Origin of the sequence: Burkholderia sp. JP2-270 (assembly GCF_003233675.1) — a bacterium.
Taxonomy (GTDB): Bacteria; Pseudomonadota; Gammaproteobacteria; order Burkholderiales; family Burkholderiaceae; genus Burkholderia; species Burkholderia pyrrocinia_C.
In genome coordinates this window covers 1,245,259-1,261,335 of the sequence record NZ_CP029824.1, presented here as the reverse complement: position 1 = coordinate 1,261,335, position 16,077 = coordinate 1,245,259, and the positions used below count along the sequence as shown (strand labels likewise).

General features: G+C 57.6%; 12 protein-coding genes and 1 pseudogene. 6 read left to right on the top strand and 7 right to left on the bottom strand.

The window, feature by feature from the left end:
* Nucleotides 1-243: 243 nt before the first annotated feature.
* Both DM992_RS06055 and DM992_RS06050 read right to left on the bottom strand, forming a co-directional pair.
* Nucleotides 244-1,320 (bottom strand): hypothetical protein, encoded by a 1,077-nt coding sequence (locus tag DM992_RS06055; protein ID WP_111016097.1) that lies wholly within the window; start codon nucleotides 1,318-1,320, stop codon nucleotides 244-246.
* Nucleotides 1,313-2,992: an AAA family ATPase gene (locus DM992_RS06050; protein WP_162631596.1), complete on the bottom strand. Its 1,680-nt coding sequence runs from the start codon at nucleotides 2,990-2,992 to the stop codon at nucleotides 1,313-1,315. The genes DM992_RS06055 and DM992_RS06050 overlap by 8 nt, the downstream gene beginning before the upstream one ends.
* Before the next feature lie 1,054 nt (nucleotides 2,993-4,046).
* Between DM992_RS06050 and DM992_RS06040 the strand changes: the two genes are divergently transcribed.
* The 5 genes from DM992_RS06040 (at nucleotide 4,047) to DM992_RS06025 (ending at nucleotide 8,870) form a co-directional block, all read left to right on the top strand.
* Entirely contained in the window at nucleotides 4,047-5,057 is a 1,011-nt protein-coding gene (locus DM992_RS06040; protein ID WP_111016094.1) for a multiubiquitin domain-containing protein, read from the top strand.
* A gap of 20 nt (nucleotides 5,058-5,077) precedes the next feature.
* A complete protein-coding gene (locus DM992_RS06035) occupies nucleotides 5,078-6,451 on the top strand; it encodes a ThiF family adenylyltransferase (protein WP_239511314.1) in 1,374 nt (457 codons plus the stop codon).
* The gene (locus tag DM992_RS42610; RefSeq protein WP_083265922.1) at nucleotides 6,441-6,785 is read left to right on the top strand and encodes a DUF6527 family protein; all 345 of its coding nucleotides are present in this window, start codon (nucleotides 6,441-6,443) and stop codon (nucleotides 6,783-6,785) included. The genes DM992_RS06035 and DM992_RS42610 overlap by 11 nt, the downstream gene beginning before the upstream one ends.
* Nucleotides 6,786-7,049: 264 nt before the next feature.
* Complete coding sequence (locus DM992_RS41510; RefSeq protein WP_155638018.1) at nucleotides 7,050-7,247, top strand: hypothetical protein; 198 nt, start codon at nucleotides 7,050-7,052, stop codon at nucleotides 7,245-7,247.
* 9 nt (nucleotides 7,248-7,256) lie between these two features.
* Nucleotides 7,257-8,870, top strand: a complete 1,614-nt coding sequence (locus DM992_RS06025) for a hypothetical protein (protein ID WP_111016092.1) — start codon at nucleotides 7,257-7,259, stop codon at nucleotides 8,868-8,870.
* A 134-nt stretch (nucleotides 8,871-9,004) separates the two neighbouring features.
* On the opposite strand, the pseudogene DM992_RS06020 reads toward DM992_RS06025, so the two are convergent.
* From DM992_RS06020 to DM992_RS06000, 5 genes and pseudogenes are all read right to left on the bottom strand, one after another.
* Nucleotides 9,005-9,481 (bottom strand): annotated as a pseudogene (locus tag DM992_RS06020) (FAD-dependent oxidoreductase); the annotation flags it as partial.
* 40 nt (nucleotides 9,482-9,521) lie between these two features.
* On the bottom strand, nucleotides 9,522-9,701 hold the full coding sequence (locus tag DM992_RS42605) for an MbcA/ParS/Xre antitoxin family protein (RefSeq protein ID WP_239511325.1): 180 nt from the start codon (nucleotides 9,699-9,701) through the stop codon (nucleotides 9,522-9,524).
* 308 nt (nucleotides 9,702-10,009) lie between these two features.
* On the bottom strand, nucleotides 10,010-10,333 hold the full coding sequence (locus DM992_RS42235; protein ID WP_204356103.1) for a hypothetical protein: 324 nt from the start codon (nucleotides 10,331-10,333) through the stop codon (nucleotides 10,010-10,012).
* Between the two features lie 584 nt (nucleotides 10,334-10,917).
* Complete coding sequence (locus tag DM992_RS06005; RefSeq protein WP_111016089.1) at nucleotides 10,918-11,469, bottom strand: single-stranded DNA-binding protein; 552 nt, start codon at nucleotides 11,467-11,469, stop codon at nucleotides 10,918-10,920.
* Between the two features lie 102 nt (nucleotides 11,470-11,571).
* Nucleotides 11,572-12,759: an MFS transporter gene (locus tag DM992_RS06000; protein WP_111016088.1), complete on the bottom strand. Its 1,188-nt coding sequence runs from the start codon at nucleotides 12,757-12,759 to the stop codon at nucleotides 11,572-11,574.
* Nucleotides 12,760-13,024: 265 nt separating this feature from the next.
* Between DM992_RS06000 and uvrA the strand changes: the two genes are divergently transcribed.
* The gene (gene uvrA, locus DM992_RS05990) at nucleotides 13,025-15,910 is read left to right on the top strand and encodes an excinuclease ABC subunit UvrA (protein ID WP_072444665.1); all 2,886 of its coding nucleotides are present in this window, start codon (nucleotides 13,025-13,027) and stop codon (nucleotides 15,908-15,910) included.
* Nucleotides 15,911-16,077: the final 167 nt, after the last annotated feature.

Here is a 16,077-nt window from a genome sequence, read left to right as displayed (position 1 = left end):
ACAAGCGCATCATACTCTCGGCGCAGCGATTGCTTCGTGATTGAGTTCAGCGGAAGATCAAACACTCCTGCAGAGGCTCACAACGGTATCCCCTTGTCGCAGGCGACGCTAGCCGCCTGGTCGTCAAGCGCTGCTTGCAAAGAGCTCTGGTCCCAATCCACACGCATACTTGACGCCTTCGTCCGTTTGCCTTCATCACCAAGTCTATTGCGTAAACGACAAGAATAAAACTTCGAATCACCACTAAATCAATTGCGATTTTAGCAGATTCTCCCCATCGATTGAGATAAAGACATCGCGCAAAGCCTTGCTCTGAGATTTCCTGAGAATATGATCACCATTTTTAGGAAACCAAGTCTGGAACATTTTCTCATATGCCCCCAGATTTTTAGAAAACAACGCCCGATGAACATGATACTGCTCAATCATTTCCCGGAAATCAGTTGTGTCAGAATTATATCGATTGAGCAAATTTAAATCACCCGCAGTCTTGTCGACTTGACTCGACACACTTCGATGACGGATTCTGAGGAACTGCTTTTCTCCACTCGCGAGCTTTGCATGATCGTATGAAAATTCGTATAAATCATCGAAGTTCTTTACGTACGGATGCACATGATCGGTCAACGTGAACTCCTTGACCAACTTCGCACGAGAGTTGCAATTATGACAACACGGAATCAAATTAAAGAATGAGATTGCCATATATGGATATTTTGATTTCGGAAAAAAATGATCGATATCCATATAAGCCCGCCTCCTCACTACCGGATCACCAACACTTGAGATATCGGCAACGTAAATCTTCTCGAGATTGCAGTACACACAAGTAAATAAATTTGAATTCATGGCTTTATCATAAAGCTCAGCACAATACTTGCTCTCCCTGAACCATTCGTAACGAAATACTCGCGAAGTGAACAATTTTCCGATTTTTGTTTGCGCTACTACGCCATTTTCGAGCTTCCAAAGAACAGGCGGCGGGACCACACGCTCGAGCTGTTTACGCAGTTTATCTAAGTTTTCTGGGGAATCTACGACAAGCCGCCTCAACAAATGAGAATTCCCTCTCAACAGAATGTCGAGTAGGCTTTTCGCCTTAAGCGCATCGTCCGCAGACAACTTGTTATCGGTGAGAAATTTTTTATTCGCCAGATCGTCGCGCATGCTTTTACAACGCTCGACCAGCGAATTTTTATCGAGCGGATCGCCAGCATTTTTTATTTTATTCATAAATAGCCAATGACCTTCCGCCAACGCTCGAATTTTCCGAAGTGCCACCTTGGGGTCCGAGTCAATATGCCGCTGAATTTTAATCATCTTTGGGCCCCTTCAGCTCACTCAGCAGCGCCTGCTTAATCATCTCGTCTCCGATGAGATTCAACTCACGGAGTAGCGCCTCACGCTCCCCCCCCGAATCAGAACGCTGGTCGATTCGCTTCGCAAGTGCGGCAATCTTGCGAGACGCGAATGCGCTCGTTTCGAAGATATCTACGTTGAATGGACTCTGATATAACCGATAAAGATTTCCCGCGAGCGTTTCGCGTTCAAGCTTGTAACCGTCCTGCGATGGCTGCTGCTCGCCTTTCGTCATTACGGTGAGACTCTGTTTGGGCAGATCCGCCACAAGGAATGGGGAATGCGAAGTAAGCACCAGTTGCACCCCAGCTTCGGAGAGCACTGATACCTTATTGAGGAGTCTATTGAGAAATTCGATCTGCCAGCGCGGATGCAGATAAAGATCGCCCTCGTCAATACAGAGGAGGACAGGGACATCAGACGAACCCATCAGCTCGAAAGAAATCAGCGAGAAAAGATTGAGGTAAGCACGCTGCCCTGAGCTCATGCCAATCCACTCCACCACTACCGAGCTTACATCACGAAATGCAAAGAGAATATCTTCGATGTAGCGGTGACTTGCTACTTTCAAATCGATATTAAACATATGTGTGCGACTCTCGGAATAATTATCCCGAGACTCCTCAACACCTATAATGTGCCCCCATTCACACAACCTCTCCAATAAATCTACCTTCTGCCTCAGACTCCCTCGATCCACTCCAATTTCTTGATATCCCTCCCCCTCCATCTCGCGAATTTCTATTTCGCGCCTCAGGAAATCAAGCATCAAATTCACGGACGACATAGCATTGTCCGCATCAATCGACCGAAAGAAAAACTTCTCCTCAAGCAGTCGGGAATCAATCCGCCTCTTCATGACGCTAAACAGAAAATTGTGCGCCATCAGAAAAACAAATTTTTCCGATCCACTCAAACGAGAAACCACCCGCTCGCAATCGCGTAAATATGAACGAACGATCTTCCTAGATTCTATATCATTACCAACCACATATTTGTTCAGAAGCTCCATTCTAGCGACGTCCCTAAAACTAATTGAGACATGTGTCGGAGCCTCGACGTCCAACTCATCCAATCGCTTTGTGTTCAGGATAAAAAATAGCTGCTTTTCGAATTCAGTAATCTTAGGCGCCCGAAAGCGATCACCTGGGTACCCTTGTTCGGGGGAAATATCCGTGACGTGTGGCCCGAGATTCCGAGGTCTATTAACGCCTACATTCGAGAAGTAAACTATCCGCATTTCCTGAACGGGCGCGCCCTTTTCAATGGCAACGAGACGGATACCACGTGCAACGTCCGGGCGAGAATATTCTAAAAACCTATACTTGCAGACAATTTCGCCCTCTGACTCATAGACCACGAGAAAATCCGAGCGCAGGCCGCTGCGCCCTACACCACCTAACGCCCGACAGATCATCTCTAGAACATTGCTCTTCCCGACGCCGTTTTCCCCAACGATGGCGGCAACATCGACAATGTTTTTCGGAAAAAAATCATCCGGCAATGAAGACTTGAAGACCTGACTCAGGCGATTTTCACCGCGCGAATAGATAAACTTGATATCGCTTCCAAGATTGACGCCGAATCCGTCTAGATTTTTATACTTGTCCGCCCAGATATATAAGATCTTCATTAGCATTCCCGCTTTATTTTTTTCTGCGCCGCGACGGTTTTCGCGTTTCGTATTCTCGAAGTGGCCTTAGCTTCCCGGGCACGTTGCGGTCGAAGATTAAGCACTTCTCTTGAAGCCCGCAGGCATCCCCAACGTTGCGGACTACGCCAGCCACCTCGTCATCTAACATAGACTGCAACTCTCCGGCCCCATCAACACTCCAGCACGCGTCTCGCCGTCCACAATCGACAAAACGATAGCCGATGGCTGCACGCCCAACTCCGCTCCAATTCAACACGAGCTTCTATAATCCGTGGGGCTTGATTTAACGCTGAATTGCCTTCGCAGATTTCAGCCCTAGTAGGGGTTGCAGGCTGTTGAACCCGTCCACAATTGTTATCCAGGCTCTGACTATTCTACGGCTGTCGCCTATCAGTCTCCTCATGGGCTGAGGTCTAGCCCTTCAACGCGGTATAGGCCGACGCCACAATGGTTTCGAGCTTCTGGCGGCCATCCGGCGACAGAGTTGGGTCTTGTCTCAGGATTTTGCCAATCATCCCTAACGTGTCAGGCGACAGCTGAGGGGCGGCCGTGTCCACGGGTTTCGCCCCGACAACATAGTCAGCCGGGTTGATGCCCGCCCAAGCTGACAGGCTGGCCATACTTGCAGCGTCAGGTCGTCGGCCCTGCCCCATGCGTGTGAGCGTCGTTTGGCTCACGCCAGTGGCTTGACTCACCGATTTCCAAGACGAGCCCCTCGCTCGTACCGTTCTCTCGAGAGCGGCATAGAAGCCGTCTCCATCAAATTCTTTCGCGCTCATAGCAGTAACATTTAGTAACAATTGCTCATGAGCAATTGTTTGCTTGTTGGCAAACGGAGGAGTACAGTTGCTCCCGTGGTTGCTTTATAGCAATTACAGGTCGATGTAGCAAGTCCTACATCTCAATCAACTCGCTCTGAGACGCACAGCATGAACACCACAAACACCCTTGCAGCATCCGCCCCGACTGCTCTCCGATCGAAATTGAGATCGCTGGGGCAGATCTGGTTTTTCGCACCATCAGTATCGACGATATGACGCCCACCGGCGCGCAGATCGCTCAGGCTGCTGGTTTCCACCGCATTGATGACGCCAGCGTCCTGTTGCTGCTCCCGACTGGCGAGCTGGAGGACATTCGTCCGACGGAGGTAGTAGATCTCTCGCGACGTCGTGGACACTTCATCGTAGCCGAAAGTGACGCCAGCTATCGCTGCGTGATCGACGGCGTCCGCATCGACTGGCCCGCACGAAAAATATCGGGGGAGATCATCCGACGTCTTGGTCGCATTCCGGCGGATAAGGTGCTCCTCATCGAGCGACATCACCAACCCGATGAGATTGTTCACGACCATACCGTAATTGACCTCAGCGAGCCTGGAGTCGAACACTTCTACAGCCGAAAGGAGCACTGGTTCCTCAACGTCCAAGGTGTTCGACTTGAACTTGAAGAGCCGACCATCGTTGTACGCCAGGCGCTCATTCTGGCTGGGTTCAATCCGGACCAGGGATGGCACATTTTCCTGAAGATCGTCGGTCAACCGAAAAGGGCCGTGGATCTCGCAACAATCATTGACCTTCGCGCACCGGGAATCGAGAAGCTGCGCCTCACTCCGCGCGACGTGAACAATGGGGAGGCTAGCACGCTGCTGCGCAAGTCGTTCGCTCTCCTCGACTCGGATGAGCGGTACCTCGATCAGAATCACCCCGACTGGGAAACAGTCCTCGAAGGTGGACGTCGATGGTTGCTGATCCACAATTACCCTCTTCCGGATGGTTACACCACTCGGTCCGTGCAACTTGCGCTCGAGGTACCTCCGTTGTACCCGGGAGCCCAGATCGATATGTTTTATGTAGCGCCGGTGGTGCAGTTGTTGTCCGGGGGACCGCTGCCGAATACGGAGGCCCGCGAAACCATTCAGTCCGTCCAATATCAGCGGTGGTCCCGTCATCGCGGAATCGAATCGCAGTGGCGACCTGGTGTCGACAGTGTTGTCACGCATCTGGCGTTGGTGGAGTCGTGTCTTCTGAAAGAGGTACAGCAATGATCCCCGCCACGGCGTTGAGCATGAGCGCTGAGCACTACGCACGCATATACCGTCATCTGTTTCCAGGTGATGGCCTGGAGGCCGCAGCAGTGATCATCTGTACAAAGGTGCCTGCGTCGCGGCTGCGACTCCTTGTACAAGATGTCGTGCTCGTACCGTACGCAGAGTGTGCCGTGCGCGAGCCCGATCAGATCGTCTGGCCGGGTAGTGCAATCGAGGAGGCAATCGATAGAGCCGACTCGAAAGACCTAACGCTGATGTTGGTTCATTCGCATCCCGGTGGAATGTTCGAATTTTCCGACTTGGACGACAGAAGTGATCAACTAACGATACCGAATATTTTTCATTCGCACGGTACGCATCACGGCTCGGCGATCATGACCCCTGACGGCGCAATGCTAGCGCGTGTTTACGGGTGCGATATGTCGCCCGAAGTGCTGGATGTTGTGTCAGTGGCAGGCGATGACCTGCGTTGGTGGTGGAGTGACGGCAAACATAAACAACGGCCGCTCGCCTTTACTAACGAGACAAAGGAAGAGCTCTCTCGACTGGTTGCGTGTGTCGTGGGTGTTTCCGGGACGGGGTCACTTGTCGCGGAACAACTCGCGCGGCTTGGCTTTGGGCAAGTGCAACTGATCGACTTCGACCGAGTCGAGGCACGCAATCTGAATCGAATTATCAATGCCACGTCCGCTGATGCTACGAGCGAACGCCTGAAGGTCGACGTCTTCGCAAATGCGATCGCTAGCTACCGCGGAGATCAGGTTGCGATTCCGTTGGCAAGCAGCATCAATAGTCGCGACGCCGTAGCGCTAGCGAGCCAAGCAGACGTTCTATTTTGTTGCGTGGACACCCTTGAGGCTCGGTACATTTGCGATCTGATCGCTGCCTCGTTCCTCATCCCATTTTTTGATGTGGGGGTCGCGATACCTACGCGACGACACGGCAATGGCTCGGCTATTGCTGACGTATGCGGCCGAATCGATTATGTGAGGCCGGGGGGCTGCACGCTGCAGGACCGGGGCGTGTACACGCCGGAGACACTACGCGCAGAGTACCTATCCTCGGTCTCGCCACAGAGTCATGAAGAGGAGGTTCAGAACGGGTATTTGAAGGGTGTGGTTGAACAGGCACCGTCGGTTATCACCCTCAACATGCGAGCCGCCTCCGCATGTGTGATGGAATTTGTTGCGAGGGCCTATCCGTTTCGGCACGACCCAAACTCCGAATACGTTCGTACTGCTTTTAGTCTCGCCGATGGCGAAGAGGAACGATTTGCGGAAAGTAGCTTTTCGCGCAGCACGAACATCGCCTTGGCACGAGGTGATGAAGAGCCTCTCCTGGGGTTGCCTTCGCTCCGTTCCCCCACAACGGAGGTGAGCCATGTGGCTTGATCGTTCGTGGAAGCGCAAAGTGCTTGAAGTGTTGGAATATGTGTTGCCTCGCCGACGACTGCGAGTCATTCACGGCGACAGTTTGCCGCTCAAGTTGCCACGAAGACGTGTTATCTTGGCACGCGACGATGATGAAAACTGGTGCGTAGGGTTTCTCTGCCCCTGCGGCTGTGGACGTAAGATTGAGCTACTGCTGATCGAGGAGGCCGAGCCTCGCTGGACGCTTGTGTCAGACATCAACGCGCCCGTCACACTCGCTCCGTCAGTTTGGCTGGCCGACGGATGTCGATCGCATTTCTTCGTTCGCGATGGACGCATCAGATGGTGTGAGTAGGCACTCAAGCAACATCTCCATCGAAGCTCAAAAAGGGTCGCATCAAGCGGCCCTTTTTTCGATTGAAAATTTTGTCCGATGTTTCATGGTTCCGCCATAATTCATCGAATTTGAGCACCTGATTGAAGTTTTATGCGGAACCGCATAAAGTTTGATCGTCGCGCGCCGTTATGTAGTAACATCGCCCCCGCCCGCCCGGAGCCCTACCGAGAGCATCGAACGTGGCGATCGGTACGTTTTTCCGAGTGTTTTTTCGGAGAAAAAATGAAACCTGCTCCCTCCCAAGGTGCTTACGTGACACTTTTCACCGCCGTTCCTCAGAACCTCGTCGATTGGGCTCAATCGGCAGAGGGACGTCGAGCGATTGGCGTAGCGGCCGATGCTGCGGAACGTGCAATCGCGGACCTGAACAAGGAGCGGGAAGTCACGCGCGAGGAGTTGCATCAACCGGTCACGCTGTAAGGGGGAAGTTTGTCGACGTTCGACGTTCTTCCGTACAGCGTTGAGAATCTGGTTGCCTGCTTCGCGGCAGCATCGCGTGAGACCAGGAAAGATGCAATCGAGGCGAAGCGCCATCGCGTCTACTTCGAAGAGTATTTTCGCGAACTGGCTGCTGCGACCATTGTCGTCGAGCGTGACTATATCGACCGAGACTATCTCGGGGATTACGCCTCCTACTACGATCGCTGCTTTAAGAGCTATCAGCGGCGCACCACCCGCCTTCATTTCTTTACGACACAGTTTGACCGTGGCCAATTCGAGAGCGTGCTGCGCGCGCAGGATGGGCCAGTCCGCCGGGATCATCTTGTTGATTCTTATCTCGGATTCATTGTCGTCAAGCCGCTTCCTCAGACAATCATTGGTCGGACCTGCCTGAGTACCTATCCGGCCGACAATGGTCGGCGGCAATTTCCGAGCCTGCGAACCTATCATGTCCATCTTTATGGACTCGAGCTCAAGGTTCGTAGTTTGGCCTATCAGGAACAAGACACGGTAGTTGCAGCTTGCGCGACAAGTGCGCTTTGGTCATGCTTTCAGGGCACGGGCATGTTGTTTCAACATGTCATTCCTCCGCCCGTGGAAATTACAAAGTGGGCTGGCGACCACTTGCCGGAAAACCTGCTCCTTGCAAGCGCGCGCCCCTTTCCGAACGCCGGATTGACGCTTACGCAAATGGCGCATGCGGTTAAGCAGGTTGGCCTTGAACCGTTTGTGGTGAAGGCAAGCACCCGATATAGTCTGAACGGTGCGATGTACGGGTACTTGCGAGGGAAAATCCCCTCGATCCTCGTCGTGTCGCTCGTATCAGAGCTTGGTACCCCTACCGAGCAATTTATGGGGGCGCATGCTATCGCCCTTACGGGATTCTCGCTCGAGAACGTGCCGGCTGTACCCTATGGCGAAACAGGGTTTCTGCTTCGCGCCAGTCGTATTGGCCGCGTGTATGGGCATGATGACCAAGTTGGCCCGTTTGCACGAATGGTGTGGGAGCGAAGGCATTTACCAGTTGATCCCGCGAACGGTACAGCGGAGCCACCTATCGATACGCTCAAGACATCTTGGAGTGGCGATATCTGCGCAAATCCGGCCAACATCTTGCTGCCTCTATATCACAAGATTCGCATTCCCTTCATCGATATTCACGATGCAATGCTCGCGCTGGACGCGGGGTTGGAGGGATTGAGGTCACAGTTAGCCGCCGTGAATCGTGCGGAGTGGGACATTTTCCTCACGACATCAGACGAATATAAGGCTACCGCGTCCGAAGATTATGCGCACCTCGATGTCGATATTATGCCGTCGCTCTTGGCCGATCTCCCACGTTTTGTATGGCGAGTCATTGCGCGCGTCGACGGCCTGCTGCAACTCGACTTTCTGTTCGATGCCACGGGTGTCGCGCACGATGATTTGCTCGTCCACGCTGTTTCCGCCAAGACTGGTTATTCGCAACTCCTCGCTGTACTCGCTCTAGTAGCGACCACTTTGCCAGGCGAGATTGCCCGGCCTCAAGTTCGCGCGATTCTCAAGAGATTTTCATACTCACCGATCCCACAGCAGCCAGATCAAGCAGGGGCACCGGGCTGATAACTGCAAGTGCCCCGCAAGCTTGCATCAGAGCGGATCACTGCCGTGCCTGAGTTCGCACCGCATCTTCGCATACGAGACAACCGGCGATATATTTCTCAATCAAGTTCGCGGGATAAATGCCGAAGTCCCACCAACACGACAACAAATGCGTCTGCATGCACGAGCTTGCTGCCATGCCGTGCACCGATGACACGCCCGCCTTCGACGACAGGGCTATCGATAACGGTGTTGTATCGAAATGTCACGCCGAGCTGCTCTGCAAGGAGGGTCGTGAAGAGCTGGCAGTCGCCGGCTTCATCTCCCGGGAGGCGCAGTCCACCGGTCAGCTTGTGCGACGTCGCCGCAAGTGCGGGTTCGACCCGCGCGAGATCCGCCGGCATCAACAGTTGATACGCCACGTTCGCCGCCTTCAGCACGGCGATATCATTCGCCGCACCGTCGAGCTGCTGTTGCGTCCGAAACACCTGCAGCGTGCCGCCGGCGCGACCCTCGTATTCGATCCCGGCGTCGGCACGCAGTGCCTGCAAGCAGTCACGGCTGTACTCGGCCAGGCGAACCATGCGCGCTTTGTTCACCGCATAGCGCTCCGCCGTGCAGTTCCGCAGCATCACGACGGAATTTATTAGTACCACTGCCTGTTCAAAAGGTTCACCAGTACGCCCCGGTTTGAGCACTCGCTAGCAGTCTCGAGATTAGATCTATTCCTTCTGGAGTGTGAAGGCAGTCTACTGGACGCTGACCTCCGAGAGCCGGAACTGGTGAACGAAGCCAGTCGAATAGCCACGACTGCACGTCAAAGCCATCCGGATTCCCGGATTCGTCGACCATGCTCTGCACCTGAATGGCAAGCATTTCAATGACTGCACGGGAGATGTCTGGTGGATATGAACCCAATAGTGTCAAGTCCCTGCTATCGCCTCTCCTAGTGATAAGCATATACACCTCCCATCCGTTTTGGCGCAGGTCGCACGTCTATGCCCGATCCAAAGCTGAACGCGGCGCAACATCAATCTCTTCGCAAAAAGTCGTTCTTCCAACACATACGGCTGAATCCGCGCATGGTGCGCTGCCGGTCGACGCAGCGTTGCCGAATATCACAGGGGATCAAGATCGGGTAGTACGGCGCAGGCGATCCCTCATTTGTCAGACCGTTCGATGGCGACTCTTTGCCCCTCGTCTGTTAAGTGAAAAGCGAGCGCGCGACCATTCCCGCCTGTTCCAGGCAATTTTTCCGACAGCAAACCAATCGAAATGAGGAAGTCCGTATCGCCCTTCTTTGCTCCGAGCCGTTGTCGGGTACAACCGGGTGTGTTGTGTACACGCTGAAGGATCCCCAAATGCTCATCGCCAAGAGCTTCCTCTGTCTGCCACGCCGACATCCGATGGTGGTGACAATACCAAATTCCAGAGGTTGCTTTGGATTCCGCAACTTGCATCTCGCGCGGATCGTAGAAGGTCAATGTCCGTGTCTGCCGACAGTTGCGATGATTGCACGGTAGCGATATCACGCCGACACCGCCATCGGATTCCTGATCGACCCACCGCCGAAACGTAGCTTCGCTGATCCGGTAATGCTCGGCCGCGAGGGCCGTTGGGTCTCTAAACCATTCAGGAAGCCGATGAAACGGAACAGCGATGTATTCGCCGTGGCACCAAACGTCGACCGAACCCCTCAACATGAGGGTACTAAGCTTCGGGTCGTGAGCCCGAGCGCTTCGGCTCGATGGTGAATGCTCCTTAGTCGAAGCCCACGCGCACGTAGCTTCGCAATGGAATATTCCACGATCTCTGGAACTGGCAAACCCAGTGGGTCTCCGTGCACCAAGAGGGGTAAGCGTTCGCCGTTCTCAAAACGAACTTCACGAATTGCGTATCGGGTCACACTAGGCTCCATTCGACGAATGGAACCCATTTTTTACTGATTAGGCATGTTCCGCCTAGATCGAAAAATGTGTAAACGAAAAAAGACCCGAAGATCCAAGCTAAATCGTTGATTTAGCTCGAAAATTCGGGTCTATCCTTACACTAGGAACTAACGTTCCTCCTAGAAGGGAATATCGTCGTCCATCTCGTCGAAGCCGCCACCTGCCGGTGCGCTCGGACGGCTCTGCGCGCCGCCGCCGGCACCGCCGCGCGCCGCACCGCCGGCACGACCGCCGCCACCACCGCCGCGCTCCGCCTGCTCGCCGCGGCCGCCGCCACCACCGTAGCCGCCGCCGTAACCGCCTTCGTCACCACCGCCGCCGCCACCGCCCGCACCGCCGCGACCGCCAAGCATCTGCATCTGGTCGGCGACGATTTCGGTCGAGTAACGATCCTGGCCGTCCTGGCCTTGCCACTTGCGCGTGCGGATGCGGCCTTCAATATAGACCGACGAACCCTTCTTCAGGTATTCGCTGACGATTTCCGCCAGACGGCCGAAGAACGCGACGCGATGCCACTCGGTCATTTCCTTGAAATCGCCGCTTGCCTTGTCCTTGTAGCGGTCGGTCGTCGCGAGACGGATGTTCGCAACCGCGTCGCCGCTCGGCAGGTAACGGACTTCAGGATCGGCGCCGAGATTGCCGACGAGGATGACCTTGTTGACGGATGCCATGTGTTTCTCCAGTAAATTCGATGCCGGGCCGCCCGCGCATGCGTCGGAGCGGCCCGCCGGGCAAGCCGGCGAACGCCGCCGGTGCCTGCCCGAAAAATAGGTTCAGGCCTTGCGCGGCGGCGCTTTCATGCTGGCCGCGATTATAAGCCACGCGGCAACGAGCCCCGAGCACGCGTAGAACACGGTGTTCGCGCCGCCGTGCTTCAGCAGCCAGCCGCCCATGATGCCGCCGAGCGCGAGCCCGATCGACTGCGTGGTGTTGTAGACGCCCGTGGCCGCGCCCTTGCGCGAACCCGGCGCGAGCTTCGACACGAGCGACGGCTGCGACGCTTCCAGGATGTTGAACCCGAGGAAGTACACGAACAGGACCGCCGCCACAATCAGAATGGTATGCGGCGCGCTGCCCAGCAGCAATTGGCCGATCAGGATAGCCAGAATGCCGCCGAGCAGCACCGGCTTCATCTTGCCCCGCTTTTCCGCAACGATGATCGCCGGGACCATCATCACGAACGCGAGCCCCATCACCGGCAGGTAGACCTTCCAGTGCGCGGCGACCGGCAGTCCGCCGTCGACGAGCAGGCGCGGTACGACGAGGAACAGCGCCGTCTGCGTCGCATGCAGCACCAGCACGCCGAAGTTCAGGCGCAGCAGCTCGACGTTGTGCAGCACCTCGGCGAACGGCGCGGGCACGTGCACCGGCTTCGCCGCGTCGGGCACGATCCACAGCACGACGCCGATCGCGAGGATCGACAGCACGCCGACGATCGTGAACAGCCCGCTCATCCCGACCCAGTGGAACACGATCGGCGCGCCGACGATCGCGACCGCGAACGACACGCCGATCGAGCCGCCGACCATCGCCATCGCCTTCGTGCGGTTCTGCTCGGAGGTCAGATCGGCGATGAACGCCAGCACCGCGGACGACACGGCGCCCATCCCCTGGATCACGCGGCCGACGATGATCCACGTGATGTCGTGCGCGAACGCGGCGACGAAGCTGCCGAGCGCGAAGATCACGAGGCCCGCAGCGATCACCGGCTTGCGGCCGAACCTGTCGGACGCCCAGCCGTAGAAAATGTAGAACAGCGACTGCGTGACGCCGTAGGCCCCGAGCGCGATGCCGACGAGCAGCACGTTGTCGCCGCCCGGGATGGTTTTCGCGTAGACCGAGAACACCGGCATGATCATGAACAGGCCGAGCATGCGCAGCGCGAAGATCGCCGCGAGCGACGTGGTCGCGCGCAGCTCGGGCGCAGTCATGCGGGAAGACGTGGCAGACGGATTGGACATCGGGAATGAATTTCGAATGATCGGAATGTCCGCCCGGCAGCGGGCGGCGGAAGATCAGGACCGGCGGCCCGGGAGGCCTGACGGGCGACACGTCGGGGCAGGATGCTGGCGGCCCTGCAGGCCGCCGGAACCGCGCGGCGCGACCGCTTTCCCCGGCGCAGGCGCCGCCTTGTTGCCACCTGCTGTAAAGGCTGGGGACCCCGAACGACGGTCTCGAAAAGCCGTTATAGTAGCAGGTTTGGTTCCCTCCATTTTCGCCAGGTTCATGGAACAGATCCGTATCCGTGGGGCACGTACCCACAACCTGAAAAACGTCAATCTCGACCTGCCGCGCCACAAGCTGATCGTGATTACCGGGTTGTCAGGGTCGGGCAAGTCGTCGCTTGCGTTCGACACCCTTTATGCCGAGGGCCAGCGCCGCTACGTCGAAAGCCTGTCCGCATATGCCCGCCAGTTCCTGCAGTTGATGGAGAAACCGGACGTCGACCTGATCGAGGGCCTGTCGCCCGCGATCTCGATCGAGCAGAAGGCGACATCCCACAACCCGCGTTCGACCGTCGGCACGGTCACGGAAATCCACGACTACCTGCGACTTTTGTACGCACGTGTCGGCACGCCGTACTGCCCCGACCACGACATCCCGCTCGAGGCGCAGAGCGTGTCGCAGATGGTCGACGCCGCGCTCGCGCTGCCCGAGGAAACCAAGCTGATGATCCTCGCGCCCGTCGTCGCGAACCGCAAGGGCGAGCACGTCGAGCTGTTCGAGGAGATGCAGGCGCAGGGCTTCGTGCGCTTTCGCGTGCGCTCGGGCGGCGGCACCGCGAACGAAGGCGTCGCGAAGATCTACGAGGTCGAGTCGCTGCCGAAGCTCAAGAAGAACGACAAGCATACGATCGACGTCGTCGTCGATCGCCTGAAGGTGCGCCCGGACATGAAGCAGCGCCTCGCCGAATCGTTCGAGACGGCGCTGCGCCTCGCCGACGGCCGCGCGATCGCGCTCGAGATGGATACCGACCACGAGCACCTGTTCAGCTCGAAGTTCGCATGCCCGATCTGCTCGTACTCGCTGCAGGAGCTCGAGCCGCGCCTGTTCTCGTTCAACAACCCGATGGGCGCGTGCCCGGAATGCGACGGCCTCGGCCAGATCACGTTCTTCGACCCGAAGCGGGTCGTCGCGCACCCGTCGCTGTCGCTCGCCGCGGGCGCCGTGAAGGGCTGGGACCGCCGCAACCAGTTCTACTTCCAGATGCTGCAGAGCCTCGCGGCGTTCTACGAGTTCGACATCGACGCCGCGTTCGAGGATCTGCCGGAAAAGATCAGGAAGGTGCTGCTGTTCGGCTCGGGCAAGCAGACGATCCCGTTCTCGTACATCAACGAGCGCGGCCGCACGACGATCCGCGAGCACGTGTTCGAGGGGATCATCCCGAACCTCGAGCGCCGCTACCGCGAAACCGATTCGGTCGCGGTGCGCGAAGAACTGTCGAAGTACCAGAACAACCAGCCGTGCCCGTCGTGCGAAGGCACGCGCCTGCGTCGCGAGGCGCGCCACGTGCGGATCGGCACGGGAGACTACGCGCGCGGCATCTATGAAATCAGCGGCTGGCCGCTGCGCGATGCGCTCGGCTATTTCGACGGGCTGACGCTCGAAGGCGCGAAGCGCGAGATCGCCGACAAGGTGATCAAGGAAATCGTCGCGCGCCTGACGTTCCTGAACAACGTCGGCCTCGACTACCTGTCGCTCGAACGCAGCGCCGAAACGCTGTCGGGCGGCGAGGCGCAGCGGATCCGGCTCGCGTCGCAGATCGGCTCTGGCCTCACGGGCGTGATGTACGTGCTCGACGAGCCGTCGATCGGCCTGCACCAGCGCGACAACGACCGCCTGATCGGGACGCTCAAGCACCTGCGCGACCTCGGCAACTCGGTGATCGTCGTCGAGCACGACGAGGACATGATCCGCACGGCCGACTACGTCGTCGACATGGGCCCCGGCGCGGGCGAGCACGGCGGCGTGGTGGTGGCCGAAGGCACGCCGAAGCAGGTGCAGTCGAACCCGCAGTCGCTGACGGGCCAGTACCTGCTCGGCAAGCGCACGATCGAGTATCCGGACGAGCGGATCGCACCCGACGCCGAGCGGATGCTGCGCATCGTCGACGCGCACGGCAACAACCTGAAGCACGTCGATCTCGAGCTGCCGGTCGGCCTGCTGACCTGCATCACCGGCGTGTCGGGCTCCGGCAAGTCGACGCTGATCAACGACACGCTGTACCACGCAGTCGCGCGCCACCTGTACGGCTCGTCGGCCGAGCCGGCGCCGCACGAGGCGATCGAGGGCCTCGAGCACTTCGACAAGGTGATCAACGTCGACCAGTCGCCGATCGGCCGCACGCCGCGCTCGAACCCGGCCACGTACACGGGCCTGTTCACGCCGATCCGCGAGCTGTTCTCGGGCGTGCCGACCTCGAAGGAGCGCGGCTACGATCCGGGCCGCTTCTCGTTCAACGTGAAGGGCGGCCGCTGCGAATCGTGCCAGGGCGACGGCGTGCTGAAGGTCGAGATGCACTTCCTGCCGGACGTCTACGTGCCGTGCGACGTGTGCCACGGCAAGCGCTACAACCGCGAAACGCTCGAAGTGCAGTACAAGGGCAAGAACATCAGCGAAGTGCTCGACATGACGGTCGAGCATGCGTACGAGTTCTTCAGCGCGGTGCCGGTCATCGCGCGCAAGCTGAAGACGCTGCTCGACGTCGGCCTCGGCTATATCCGCCTCGGCCAGTCGGCCACGACGCTGTCGGGCGGCGAGGCGCAGCGCGTGAAGCTGTCGCTGGAGCTGTCGAAGCGCGACACGGGCCGCACGCTGTACATCCTCGACGAACCGACCACCGGCCTGCACTTCCACGACATCGCGCTGCTGCTCGAGGTGATCCACCGGCTGCGCGACCAGGGCAACACGGTCGTGATCATCGAGCACAACCTCGACGTGATCAAGACGGCCGACTGGGTGATCGACCTCGGCCCCGAAGGCGGCGCCGGCGGCGGCCAGATCATCGCGCAGGGCACGCCCGAGCAGGTCGCGAAGACGAAGGCGAGCTTCACCGGCAAGTACCTCGCGCCGCTGCTCAAGCGTCCGACCCGCAAAGTCGCCGCCGGCTGACGCGCTTTCGGCCCTCCCGACCCTTCCCGCGCGCGGCCGCCCGGCCGCGCGCGTCCTTCCGCAGTGCCGCCCGCCCCCTCGTTTTCCCTTCTGCGTTTACACCACGCGCCAAACGGCCCGTTTGCGGACCATAATGGCGGCTATACTTTACGGTCGTAAGGTTCGCC

Coding starts and splice junctions, on each gene's coding strand:
- DM992_RS06055 (WP_111016097.1), bottom strand. CDS start 1,320: ATGATTAAAATTCAGCGGCATATTGACTCGGACCCCAAGGTGGCACTT.
- DM992_RS06050 (WP_162631596.1), bottom strand. CDS start 2,992: ATGAAGATCTTATATATCTGGGCGGACAAGTATAAAAATCTAGACGGA.
- DM992_RS06040 (WP_111016094.1), top strand. CDS start 4,047: ATGACGCCCACCGGCGCGCAGATCGCTCAGGCTGCTGGTTTCCACCGC.
- DM992_RS06035 (WP_239511314.1), top strand. CDS start 5,078: ATGAGCGCTGAGCACTACGCACGCATATACCGTCATCTGTTTCCAGGT.
- DM992_RS42610 (WP_083265922.1), top strand. CDS start 6,441: ATGTGGCTTGATCGTTCGTGGAAGCGCAAAGTGCTTGAAGTGTTGGAA.
- DM992_RS41510 (WP_155638018.1), top strand. CDS start 7,050: ATGAAACCTGCTCCCTCCCAAGGTGCTTACGTGACACTTTTCACCGCC.
- DM992_RS42605 (WP_239511325.1), bottom strand. CDS start 9,701: ATGGTCGACGAATCCGGGAATCCGGATGGCTTTGACGTGCAGTCGTGG.
- DM992_RS06005 (WP_111016089.1), bottom strand. CDS start 11,469: ATGGCATCCGTCAACAAGGTCATCCTCGTCGGCAATCTCGGCGCCGAT.
- DM992_RS06000 (WP_111016088.1), bottom strand. CDS start 12,759: ATGTCCAATCCGTCTGCCACGTCTTCCCGCATGACTGCGCCCGAGCTG.
- uvrA (WP_072444665.1), top strand. CDS start 13,025: ATGGAACAGATCCGTATCCGTGGGGCACGTACCCACAACCTGAAAAAC.